Below are 12,602 nucleotides of genomic sequence, written 5' to 3' on the forward strand. Positions count from 1 at the left end.
CAATTCTATAAGATAGGGGAAAGAAGGTGAGAGATCGATTCTTTAAAGCGGATCCATAACGAACGCTCTTGATAGCGTTCCATCGTCAGCTCCCAACTTTTCTCCATATCTTGCTCAAAAATAGCAGTCATTCTTTCTGCAGTCGGCTTATGGAACATAAAGGCATTCACTTCAAAATTAAGCTTAAAACTGCGAACATCGATGTTCGCTGTACCGATCGAGCCAACTTTTCCGTCAACGACGATCGATTTGCAGTGAATGAAGCCATTATCGTAAATATAGACCCGTGCTCCAGTTTTTAACAATTCCCCAATGTGGGAATAAGTGGCCCAGTAGACAAATGGGTGATCCGGTTTGCTCGGGATCATGATACGAACATCTTTTCCGGAGAGAGACGCCATTTGCAAGGCATCCATTAGGCTCTGATCCGGAATAAAGTAAGGGGTCTGAATAAAAATGGATTCTTTCGCCGCCATGATCATCTTCATGTAGCCGTTTTTAATTTGCTGCCATTCCGAATCGGGTCCACTCGAAATAATCTGTGCCGCTAAGTCGCCCACTGGCGCACTAACGGGAAATAATCGATCTTCATAATGGATGTAATGGTGATGAGTTGCTTGGTTCCAATCCAAAATAAATCTCGTTTGAATCGCTTTGACGACTTGTCCTTGCATGCGTAAATGGGTATCCCGCCAATAGCCGAACTTTGGATTAAGACCTAAATATTCGTCCCCGACATTAAAGCCACCTAAGTAACCGATTTTCCCATCAATAATCACGAGTTTGCGGTGGTTACGGTAGTTCAGCCGTAAGTTGATAAGAGGCAGACGTTTTGGGAAAAATACCTCCACTTCTCCTCCTGCTTCTTTTAGTTGATGAAAAACTTTTTTCTTAAGGGTGCGTGATCCCATGTCATCATACATGAGCCGAACGATGACCCCTTCGCGTGCTTTTTTCGTCAATGCATGTAAAATCCGTGAGCCAAGATGATCATGACGGAAGATGTAGTATTGAAAATGAATGTGATCTGTGGCCGCTTCAATATCTTTTAGTAATTGTTCAAACTTGTCGATTCCGTCAGTGAAAATATCTGTGTGATTCTCTTCGGTAAAAACCGCATCGTTGTTGACTAACTGCATGTAAATGAGATCCCGGTATTCTTGAGATTCCTCGTTCGCGAAACGAAAACGGTTTTCCCGCAGCATTTCGATCTGTTCTTCAATAAGCGACTCTATTCCAATTTTTTTGAGATCTTCCCAATCAAACAGCCGTTTCCTGCTCATGTTTTGACCGAAAATGAGGTAAAGAACGAAACCTAAAAAAGGAACAAAAAATAACACCATTAACCAAGCCCAGGCGGACGTTGCATCTTTTCGTTCTATAAAAATAATGACCACTGCAAAAATAATGTTTAACAAAAACAGAACACCCAATAGTGCTGAAGCCCAAGTCATTGTGTTCCCTGCCTAACTGCCAATAATTATTATCGATGATGGCTTCTCTATTATAACAAAAAATAGCCTTGGACGTTCTTAAATAAGGTAAGAACAGGGAATGCTAATAAAAGGCCGAATGATTAGGAGGGCTCTGAGAATGCCCCTATCTTTTTTTCCGCAAAATAAGCTAAAATAAAACAAGACTACATATTTTTCACAGAGGAATACATTCATGAGAGAGGGGTTCATCCAGATGAGTAAGGATGTTGTAGGCGTGGATGCAGGGGGTACGCTCGCCAAAATCGTATACACCTCTGGGCGGGACTGGGGTTATAAAACATTCCCAACATATAAAATGGAAGAGATCAATTCATGGATTGATGAATCTTTCAACGATCCAGAAATACATATAACAGGTGGAAAAGCAGCCTTCTTTATCAAGAGTTTAGCGCTTCCTGCTAAAAGAATGAATGAATTTGAAGCAACGTGTGCTGGAGTGAGATGGCTTTTGAAAGAAAAAGGGCTGATTAAGAAAACCGGGGACCACTTTATCGTCGCCAATGTTGGTACTGGCACTTCCCTCCATTACGTATACGACGACGATTATGAGCGGATCGGCGGAAGTGGTATCGGGGGCGGTACGCTAGTTGGGCTCTCTTACTTACTCACTGGAGTAGCGGATTATGATACTATTATCCAACTTGCCCAAAAGGGAAGTGGCAGAACTTTAAACATTAAAGTAGGTGACATTTATTCGCACGAGCCCCCTCCCATTCCTGGGGATTTGACGGCTAGTAATTTTGGAAATGTTACATTTATGAAAAAAGCGGACCTTCCTAAAGAGGATTGCATCGCAGCAGTCGTCCGTATGATCGGTGAGACGATTACGACAATGAGTGTGCAAGCGGCAGACCGATTGCAAACTGAGTCTATCATTTACATCGGGTCGACCTTTGCTAGTAACATCCCCTTGCAAGACATTATTAAAGAATATACGGAGTTGCGTGGAAAAAAAGCGTATTTTCTTGATAATGGTGAATTCAGCGGTGCCATCGGAGCCGTTCTGCATAACAGGGAGCACGACCACTTTTTATAAAATCAATTTAAAGTAGTGAATTTAAAAGCTGCCGTATGAAAAATGTACCGTACTAAAAAGTGACAGGAGTTGACAATAGTGGCTATCCAAGAATACCGGGATATTTTTATTGATGCTTTTCGTTCTATTGAAAATATCAATCAATACTTACAACCCAAAATTCCCCTTCTGATGGAACTGCAGCTGACGAAACGCCAAGAAAGCATCATACTTCTATACCTTCGCAGTCCTGAATTGAACATGAGCATGATAGCCGAAAAGCTGGGTATAACTAAAAGTTCTGTTAGCCAGGCGTTAAACAAGCTTGAGGAAGAGGATTTGCTGCACCGTTCGATCAATGAGCTGAACCGGCGCGAAATCACACTCACATTAGGAAAACAAGGAGAAGAATTACACTCCCAGTTCCGGGAATTTGAGGATATGATAGTGAAAAATTACATATCCAAGCTTGAACTGGAAGAATTCCAAGCAGCGCGAGACGCCCTCGTGAAACTAGAGAGAATCATTGAAAAAGGGGAAAAGAACTAATAATATTTACCCAAGTGTTTATATGTCCCTATAAAAAGGGAATGATGAAGTCCGAGGCTAACATTGAATACCTTTGAATATAAAGAGCACAGCATTTTCTTGAAAGGATGATGAATATGGCAAATGTAACATTCCAACAAGAACCCGTCACACTGGCAGGGACTGAAATAAAAGTTGAGGACCAGGCTCCTAATTTCACCGTTTTATCAAACGATCTGAAAGAAGTTACGCTTGATAACTATAAAGGGAAGGTAAAGTTGATCACTGCTGTTCCTTCTATCGATACAGGCGTTTGTTCAGAGGAGTCAAAACGTTTTAATGAGGAAGCTGACAAGCTTGATAATGTTGCTGTTTTAACGATCAGCATGGACTTGCCCTTTGCGCAAGGTCGATGGAGCGCTGAGAACGGAATTAAACATCTTGATACACTGTCAGATCATCGTGATGGCGATTTTGGAGAAAAATATGGTGTTTTGATGAAAGATTTACGACTGCTTGCAAGAGCGGTATTCGTTGTTGATTCTAATAACAAGGTGACTTATGTGGAGTATGTAGATGAGGTAACGGAACACCCAGACTATGATCAAGCTCTAAAAGCGGCCAGAGAAGCAAAATAACTTCTACCGTAACTTGAACTGAAAATGAATAGTAAACTTACGCTGAAAAGCTCCTACTCTGTTGGGAGCTTTTTTTGTGAGGCAAACGAAGCAAATGTAACAGGTTTTCTCTGCCGCGGGACGGGTACACTACGTTTAGCATCAACTTTTTATATCAAAAGCATTTCGTTGACGGACGCGCTTTATTATTTTATATTTTTAAACAGTTAATAAAATTTATTGTTTATTTTTTGAAATGTAATGATATAGTATATGATTTTTAAAGGCAGTCACATTGTGTTAACTGAAACCACGTAATTATATGAAGCTGCCATGGTACAGGTTTTAAAGACAGCGTTGAGAAGGAGAGGGTGGCCGCTCTATGAGGATTACAAAACTTTCGATCAAGCGCCCAAAGCTTACTATTGTTGGGATGATATTGTTCATCCTCTTGGGTGCAGTTTCACTCACAAATCTTCCCCTGCAGCTTTTTCCGGAAATTAATCCGCCGGTAGGAGCGGTTGTGTCGAGTTATCCCGGGGCGAGTCCGGAAGAAGTTGAGGAGAAAGTAACCAAACCGTTGGAGGAGGAGCTCTCGACACTGCCGGGCTTAAACCGGATGACATCGACCTCAGAAGAAGGCATGACACTCGTGCTTCTTGAATTTTCCTGGGATTCGACTATCGATGAAGTGGAACAGGATATTATTACATCGATGAATATGGCTGACATCTCAGACGATGCGTCCAAACCGAGCTTTCTTAAATTTGATCCGTCGATGATGGGCATGAAACAAATGACGATAACGTCCCAAGGAAAGGACATTCAGAACTTTCAAGAGGATGTCAAAGATTTTCAAACAGAGCTAGAGCGTATTGACGGAGTCGCAAATGTGACCCAGTCGGGGGGACTGACAGAGCGATTTCAAGTTAGCCTAAATCCAGACAAATTAGAAAAGAACAATCTTAGTCAGGATCAAATTGTCCAGGCCATTCAAGCTCATGATGTGGCACTTCCAGGAGGGACGATTGCAACAGATGATGAGACGCTCGCCACTCGAGTCTTGCATACCTTTAACGGAAAAGAGGAGTTAAATCAGCTCGTCGTTGGCACAAATTCAGAAAACGGAAAGGAACTCCAACTTGATGATATAGCGGAAATCAAGCTAACCACGCCGAAACAGACTGCGATCACTAGGGCTAATGAAGAGCCGGCGCTGCAAATGACAGCAATGAAAGAGAGTGATGCCAACACTGCTTTCGTATCCACCGCTTTTAATGAGAAGCTTGATGATCTGCTTGATAAAGAAGAATATGAAGATCTATCGGTTATTACTCTGTATGATGAAGGGGAATATATCCAGCAGTCGATTAACAGTGTCTCCATGGCTCTTATTCTCGGCGGTATCTTTGCGATGGTCGTGTTGTTTTTCTTTTTACGCAATTTAAAAACTCCGCTTATCATTGGGATTGCCATTCCTTTTTCAGTCATCGTTACATTTGCTTTTCTTTATTTTACCGATGTCGGGCTGAATTTGATGACGCTTGGAGGGCTAGCGCTTGGCATTGGCATGCTCGTTGACAATGCGATCGTTGTGATTGAGAACATTTACAGGCACCTATCAATGGGGAAAGCACCAAAAGAAGCGGCTTTTGAAGGGACAAAAGAAGTCGGCGGTGCTATTACTGCATCCACGCTTACGACAGTTTCTGTATTTCTGCCGATTGTTTTCATTAGCGGCATCGTCGGAAATATATTCACCGAGTTTGCGTTGGCAGTTGCTTTCAGCCTGCTTGCCTCTCTGTTTGTGGCGGTAACGGTCGTACCGATGATCGCTAGTCGTATCCTCACCCCGCCAGATGAAAACAAAGAGAGAAAAAGACAGCAGTCACCGTTTATGAATGGACTAGACCGCTCCATTAAATGGGTACTGAGCCATCGCATTATCACACTAGTGCTGACGACTGTGCTGTTGTTTGCAGGGGGGGCGGGGCTTCTGACCACCGGGATGAATTTCCTGCCGACCACCGATGAAGGTTTCTTTTCCATACATGTAGAAATGGAAAACGGAACTTCACTCAGTAAAACGAGCGACGTCGCTAACAAGATTGAAGATATTCTGGATGATAAACCTGATGTAAAAGACTATATGTCAGTCATCGGTTCTTCGGAGGATTCGGGTGCGATGGGCGGGCCGGCCGGATCCAATGAAGCGCAGGTGTTCGTAACAATGACTGATCTGGATAAACGCAGCCAGAGTACGATTTCGTTCATCGAAGAGATTGAAAATAAAGTGACCGGTGTCGATTCTGATGCTGATATAACATTAACTACTCAAGCTGCAGTAGGAGGTGGTGAGGCGAATACAATCGTGTTCACGCTTAGTGACAGCAACATGGAACGTCTTGATGAAGCCGTCACGACTCTTCACGATGATTTAAAAGATGAAGCTGCTGTTCGTGACATTGCGCTGTCTACGGAAGAAGAAGCTAAAGAGATGCAAATAAGGGTTGACCCGAAAGCTGCCCGTAACCATGGATTGACACCGGCGCAGATTGCCCAGTTTGTTAACAATGCGATGCGTGGTGAGACGGCCACATCTATTCGAACGGATGCGAATGATACGTATGACGTTGTCGTAAAATATAAAGAGGATCAGCTAGAAACAGAAGATGATCTCAAAAAGCTGAAGATACCTGGAAACAACGGTGAGTATGTGGCTTTGAATGATCTTGCCACCATTGATGAGGGAAAAGGACCGGCTGTCATAAATCGACTGGATCAAGAGCCGAGCGTTGAGTTTACCGTAACGTATAGCTCTGATACAAGTTTGAACGAAATGGCAAAACTGGTGGAAACCACAATTGAAGATATTGATTTGGAAGACAGTACGAACTACGCTTTCTCCGGAGAACAAGAATTGTTAAATGATGCAATTGAAAGCCTTGCTTTTGCCTTTGTGCTCGCGCTTCTGTTTATCTACCTGGTAATGGCAGGTCAATTTGAATCATTTAAGTACCCATTTGTCGTCATGTTCAGCGTACCGCTTGTCGTGATCGGTGTGATGATTGCTTTGGCGATTACACAGACACCGTTAAGTGTGACTGTCTTTATTGGGTTAATTGTTCTGGCAGGGATCGTCGTTAACAACGCCATTGTACTTGTTGACTATATTAACCAGATGAAAGAAAAAGGGATGCCATCTCGGGAAGCGTTGGTTGAAGCTGTCCGGCAACGGACCCGTCCCATTCTAATGACAGCAATTACGACGATTCTAGGGGTTGTGCCACTTGCCTTAGGAATCGGGGAAGGAACGGAAATTCAACAACCGATGGGGATCGCCGTCATCGGAGGCCTGGTGAGCAGCACCTTCTTGACTTTGTTCGTCGTGCCAGTGCTTTACAGCTTCTTTGATAAAGAGACGCGTACAATGAATAGACGTTTTATTACACCGGAAGGACATGTGATTTACAAACATGATCTACCACGTGAACAGCGAACAGAAAGAGATGATGTCCCCCGCTCATCTGCAACTCTTGTCGAGGAAGAGAAAATGCAGAAACAAGAAGAAGTGCCGGGTGCTCGCGACACAAAAGAAGTACCACGAGAGGACGTGAAGGAGAGTCAAGAAGAACCGGACGCAACCACGGAAAAGTCGCGTAATAAACGAGGAGAAGAGGATACAGAACGACCATTAGAAGAACAGCTGACAAAAGACGAAATTCTATCGCTGCTGGGGCGGATAGTGGATCAATCAAGAGAATCAGAAAAACAAAAAGATGAAAGCAAAAAAAAAGATAACAGGGACGAATAACGAAGGGGATAAGTTGACACGCCTCCCCCGTCTCCAGTACGATAAAGGTAATTGGAACAATAGGAACCACTAGGGGCGCCTAGCGGCTGAGAAGATGGATGGCCATCTGTCCCTTTGAACCTGATATGGTTAATGCCAGCGTAGGGAAGTGGGCGTGGACATTTCGAAAAATGGCAACCGCTATGTTTCGTGTATAAATCGTCGCCGCTCTCCTTACATGGAGAGTGGTTTTTTTGTTCTTAGTATGCCGCTTACGTCTCATTATGGAAATAGAAAGGAAGGGCTTACGATGAGAGAAGTCCCATTAGCGTTAACCATTGCCGGCACCGATCCAACCGGCGGGGCAGGTATTCACGCCGATTTAAAGACATTTCAGGAAAACAATGCGTATGGAATGGCCGTTGTGACTTCTGTTGTGTCTCAAAACACAGAAGGTGTTCGTGACGTGTGGCACGTGCCGCTTGCAATGATCGAAAGCCAGCTTAATGCTGTTTTTGAAGATACACGTCCACATGCGGTAAAAACCGGCATGATTGCGACCCCTGAGATGATGGAATTAATAGCAGCTGTAGTGGAAAAGGAGGGCGTCCCGCTTGTGGTCGATCCTGTGATGGTAGCAACGAGCGGCGACTCGCTGATGGATGCAAGAACTCATGATTTAATGCGTAACCGGCTCATGCCTTTGGCGGCCATCGTCACCCCGAATGCGGAGGAAGCTGAAAAACTAACGGGAAGAACAATTGTGAACATGGCTGACGCTGAATTTGCAGCGAAACAAATAGTAGAGGAGATGGGCGCGGCTGCAGCACTTGTCAAGGGTGGACATTTGTCCGGTGAGGCAACCGATATTTTGTATACAAAAGGCGAAAGCCACTTCTTCACAGCGCCACGCGCGGATACCCATCATACACACGGGACGGGCTGTACACTCTCCGCTGCCATTGCTGCAAAGATTGCACGTGGTAAAAGTCTTTACAATGCGGTCGAGGAAAGCAAGGATTATATTACGAAAGCGATCGTCGAGACACTTGGTATCGGGAAAGGAAACGGTCCGGTTAACCATTTTGCGTCACGTCTTTCTAAAGATGATCTGCTCGTCGAACGGAGGGCGCTGCATGGAAAGTAAAGCTGTCAGTCGGTTGCTAGATAGGATAAGAAATAGAAAGCCCTTAATACACAACATTACGAACAGTGTCGTTACCAACTTTACGGCAAACGGTATTCTTGCCTTAGGTGCGTCGCCTGTTATGGCAAATGCCGTTGAAGAAGCGGCTGACATGGCCGCAAATGCGAATGCGCTTGTCTTAAATATCGGTACCCTTGATGCTGATCAAGTTGAGGCGATGTTGGCAGCAGGAAAAGCTGCAAATGAAAAAGGAATCCCGGTTATCCTTGACCCAGTAGGCGCTGGTGCTACCGACTACCGGACAGAAACCGTTCACGCCCTGCTGGAAAAGCTCAAGATAACTATTGCGCGTGGAAATGCTGCTGAAGTCGCCGCGATTGCCGGACTTGAAAGTGATATACGCGGAGTAGATGCAGCCGGAGCCGGCCAAAATATTGAAGCGATCGCAGTTCATGCAGCAAAAAGGCTGCTTCTGCCGGTAGCAGTGACAGGACCGATAGACACAGTAACCGACGGCACAACGATCTATAATGTCAAAAACGGCCATTCGCTGTTAACTCGTGTTACAGGAACTGGCTGCCTGGCGAGTGCGGTCATCGCTGCTTTTCTGGCTGTGACCGATGATACATTGGAAGGAGCGAGTGCAGCACTCGGTTTTTACGGAGTAGCGGCAGAACGTGCAGAAGGTTACGCTTCGATGGAAGGTCCCGGCACCTTTCAAATAGAACTTTTGAATGCCCTCTACCATGTGGGTGAGCTCGAACTCAAACAGACCGTCACGATTAAGAAAAGTGTCTCAGACTGGGAAGGTGACAAATAATGAAAGCCAGCAGTCTCCTTCTTTATTTCATCATGGGTAGTAACAATACATCCGATGATCCTGCGGTCGTGCTGGAGAAAGCACTCCGCGGCGGTATCACTTGTTTTCAATTTCGTGAAAAGGGAACGGGAGCACTTTCCGGCAGAGCCAAAGAAGCATTAGGCCGTGAACTGCGGGACCTCTGCCGGCTGTACAAGATTCCATTTTTCGTTAATGACGACGTTGAGCTTGCCCTTCGATTACAAGCAGATGGCATTCATATCGGACAGGATGATGAGCCTTTGCCCGTACTCAAGCAAAGGGTGCCAACGTCCATGGCGATCGGAGTATCAGCGAAAACAATTACAGAAGCACGTGAGGCTGTGGATGGTGGTGCCGATTATATCGGGACCGGCCCGATGTTCCAGACGTCCACGAAAGAAGATGCAGAATCTCCGGTTGGGCCAGCGGCGATCCGCGTACTCCGTAAAAATAGAATAACCTTGCCTATTGTCGGTATTGGGGGCATTAATGAAGACAACGCAAAAGATGTTATCCGTGCGGGTGCTGATGGTGTTTCACTCATTTCTGCTATCAGCCGTGCCGCGGACCCCGACCAAGCAGCTAAAGCATTGAAAAGCCAGCTAACCTCTTTGTGAGCAGCTGGCTTTTTTATGAAAGAGAGAGCTCCTAGGAAACACCTATGTGATCATAGGCTGCTGTGACGTCGCTATTTGTTTGTAAGATTTTTTTCAAGTATTCATATCATCATTATGCAGTGGTTATTTAGTTCAATTTTGACATCATACACCTGTGCTAGAAGGAGGTCTACTGCTATGAGATTATGGCATGAAGCATTGATCCCCGAACTGCCTCGCCAGCAACTTTTAGGACAGCACCGTGAATGCTGTGCACTGCGGGGGAACGGCTGGGGAAAGTCTCATCGAACGGTTAACTATGTCTTTCAATATGCTCCTGTTCGTCTCTATCAATATCATCAGAAAGTAATGGATGAAATGAAGGCACGTGGCTTCCAAGTGGACCCATTATGGGAAGACCCTCTCTATCGAGGTAGAAATTGCACTCCTTATAGGGAATGGCAACTTTTGACGGAGGAAGGGGAACAAGACAGCACTTTAAAGGCTGCATACATTTACCCTGAACATGATTGTTGTTATTTCCGGGAATGCCTTGAAAACTTGAAAGCAAAAGGGATCTCTCTGTTACCACCACCAGAACGCAAGGATGGATAAAATGATTCTTGCCATCCTTATTTCATTTCAGCAAAGGTTAGCATTTTTTCAACGATGTAGCCAGTTAAAAAATGTGTTTCCAGTTGTCTACAAAAAGCGTCTGTATAAAGAGACGTTTTTTTTTGCCCCTTTTGTATTAAGTAGATATAAGGACAAGAAAGGAAAAATTATTTATTGCCGCAGGAGTTTAAAAAGGGTATCTGATTATGGTCATGAGTTTGCAAATAAAGCAGGGATGGCATGTTAATTGCAGTAACATAGAAGTGGATTGTTTATAGAAAGTAAAAAGATAAGGAGATAGCTACCAATAACAGTCACAATTGGTAACTCCAAGTGTTTCTTCGTATTTTTATTGAAAACGCTTTTTTGATTGTCATGTAGGAGAGGATTAAATGATTTTATTTTTTGATTTGTTACTAGCCTTATTTCCTTTACTTTTGGCAGTCGTTTGCTTACTCGTGTTGAAAGTCTCTAGTTTAAAAACGGCTGTCTATACTTATTTATCCGTAGTAGTAATAACGGTGCTGCCGCTTCGTTTTCAAACATCAGCCGACCATATCACAGCAGGTACCATAAAAGGAGTGTTGCTCTCGGTCATCGTCATTTATGTCGTGTTTTTTGGTCTTTTTTTATACAACTTACTTAGGCAGGGGGGCGCCCTTGACCAAATTTCCGTCACTTTCTCCCAAATGAGCAGTTCGCCGGTGGAACAAGCTATCTTGATATCTGCAGCGCTTGGGCCTTTTTTGGAAGCGACTAGCGGCTTTGGTGTGGGAGTGGTGATTGCGGCACCAATCTATTTGTCACTTGGTTTTGAGCCAAAGAAAGCGGCACTTCTGGCATTGCTAACGCAAATAGCGGTACCGTGGGGAGGATTGGCAATAGGTACGGTAGTCAATTCTGAGTTAACAGAAGTCCCCCTTCAGACTCTTGGAATCGCCAGCGCGTTAGTAAGTATTCCGTTATTCTATTTCTATACTGCCGTTGTTGTAGCGGTTGCCGGCGGTTGGAGGGCAGTTAGACAATACGCAGGTCTCATTGTTTTTATAGGTTCGACTCTTTCTCTTTCCACTCTTGCGGCTAACATGTTCATTTCAACTGAGTTAACCGGCGCAATGGGCGGCTTGATTACGGCCATCTGCTTAATAGGGTATTGGCGTTTACAGTCACGAAGAAAACGGGGATGGAAGGAGGCGGCTGCTAGTGAACAGGCGCTTTCTACTAGAACGTTATACCGTTCACTCTTGCCGTATGCCGTATTGATTGGCTTTTTTATTATCTCTCATTTGATCCCAAGGTTTCAGGCCTTTTTTCAATCTTTTTTGGTGTGGGAACTGCCTGCATACGATTTTAGGCTTGAAGTTCTTTACAGCCCAGGATTTGCACTTCTTCTCGCATCTCTCGCTGCTGTGGGGGTGTATCGGCTCTCATGGAAAAAGGTACGATCCTGTTTCTTTGCTACAATCAAGCAGGCTTATCCGGTCATTGTGTCAACCGTAGGGTTTATCGCGATGTCGTCAGTGATGGAAGAGGCGGGTATGATTGACTTAATCACAACGAATGCAGCTGCTTTCTTTGGATCCGCATTTTTGGCTGTTTCTCCTCTTATAGGAGCGTTGGGTGGATTTTTGAGCGGAAGCAATACAGCTTCGAACGCCATGTTTGCTCAATTCCAACATTCAATGGCACATAAATTACATGAGCCGGAGATGTTGCTTGCGACATCCCAAAATGTTTCCGCTTCAAACGTGACGATGAGCTCCCCATCAAGGGTGGCATTGGTGGCATCCATTACTGGGAACTCTGGCAAAGAAGGGGAACTGTTAAGAAAAATGCTTCTCGTTTCGATAGGGGCATTAGTTATTACAATTTTAGGTATCTTGGCTTGGTCCGTTTTTGTTTGAGATACTTAAAAGTGGATAAGCCAAATGAAGGCATAAGTTCCACGAATACC

General features: G+C 44.5%; 10 protein-coding genes and 1 riboswitch. Of the genes, 9 read left to right on the forward strand and 1 reads right to left on the reverse strand.

The features are described from left to right. Nucleotides 1-5: 5 nt before the first annotated feature. A complete protein-coding gene (cls, locus tag LOR49_RS14020; protein ID WP_240377396.1) occupies nt 6-1,454 on the reverse strand; it encodes a cardiolipin synthase in 1,449 nt (482 codons plus the stop codon). A 235-nt stretch (nt 1,455-1,689) separates the two neighbouring features. Here cls and coaW point away from each other — a divergent pair, with 235 nt between their 5' ends. The 9 genes from coaW (at nt 1,690) to LOR49_RS14065 (ending at nt 12,552) form a co-directional block, all read left to right on the forward strand. Further along, complete coding sequence (coaW, locus tag LOR49_RS14025; protein WP_240377397.1) at nt 1,690-2,532, forward strand: type II pantothenate kinase; 843 nt, start codon at nt 1,690-1,692, stop codon at nt 2,530-2,532. Between the two features lie 78 nt (nt 2,533-2,610). After that, complete coding sequence (locus tag LOR49_RS14030) at nt 2,611-3,060, forward strand: MarR family winged helix-turn-helix transcriptional regulator (RefSeq protein WP_240377398.1); 450 nt, start codon at nt 2,611-2,613, stop codon at nt 3,058-3,060. Between the two features lie 116 nt (nt 3,061-3,176). Then, nucleotides 3,177-3,677 carry a thiol peroxidase gene (gene tpx / locus LOR49_RS14035; RefSeq protein WP_240377400.1) on the forward strand — a complete coding sequence of 167 codons (501 nt, stop codon included), beginning with the start codon at nt 3,177-3,179 and terminating at the stop codon, nt 3,675-3,677. A gap of 361 nt (nt 3,678-4,038) precedes the next feature. After that, complete coding sequence (locus LOR49_RS14040; RefSeq protein WP_240377401.1) at nt 4,039-7,470, forward strand: efflux RND transporter permease subunit; 3,432 nt, start codon at nt 4,039-4,041, stop codon at nt 7,468-7,470. Nucleotides 7,471-7,531: 61 nt separating this feature from the next. Then, a riboswitch (TPP riboswitch) is annotated at nt 7,532-7,634 on the forward strand. Between the two features lie 125 nt (nt 7,635-7,759). Next, on the forward strand, nt 7,760-8,596 hold the full coding sequence (thiD, locus tag LOR49_RS14045) for a bifunctional hydroxymethylpyrimidine kinase/phosphomethylpyrimidine kinase (protein WP_240377402.1): 837 nt from the start codon (nt 7,760-7,762) through the stop codon (nt 8,594-8,596). After that, nucleotides 8,586-9,416: a hydroxyethylthiazole kinase gene (thiM, locus tag LOR49_RS14050; RefSeq protein ID WP_240377403.1), complete on the forward strand. Its 831-nt coding sequence runs from the start codon at nt 8,586-8,588 to the stop codon at nt 9,414-9,416. Before thiD ends, thiM begins: the two co-directional genes overlap by 11 nt. Continuing rightward, a complete protein-coding gene (gene thiE / locus LOR49_RS14055; protein WP_240377404.1) occupies nt 9,416-10,054 on the forward strand; it encodes a thiamine phosphate synthase in 639 nt (212 codons plus the stop codon). Before thiM ends, thiE begins: the two co-directional genes overlap by 1 nt. 177 nt (nt 10,055-10,231) lie before the next feature. Further along, the gene (locus LOR49_RS14060; RefSeq protein WP_240377405.1) at nt 10,232-10,648 is read left to right on the forward strand and encodes a TIGR02328 family protein; all 417 of its coding nucleotides are present in this window, start codon (nt 10,232-10,234) and stop codon (nt 10,646-10,648) included. Nucleotides 10,649-11,040: 392 nt separating this feature from the next. After that, complete coding sequence (locus LOR49_RS14065) at nt 11,041-12,552, forward strand: L-lactate permease (RefSeq protein ID WP_240377406.1); 1,512 nt, start codon at nt 11,041-11,043, stop codon at nt 12,550-12,552. Nucleotides 12,553-12,602 lie beyond the last annotated feature (50 nt).

The sequence above is a fragment of the Bacillus piscicola genome (assembly GCF_022458745.1).
Classification (GTDB): Bacteria; Bacillota; Bacilli; order Bacillales; family Marinococcaceae; genus Alteribacillus_A; species Alteribacillus_A piscicola.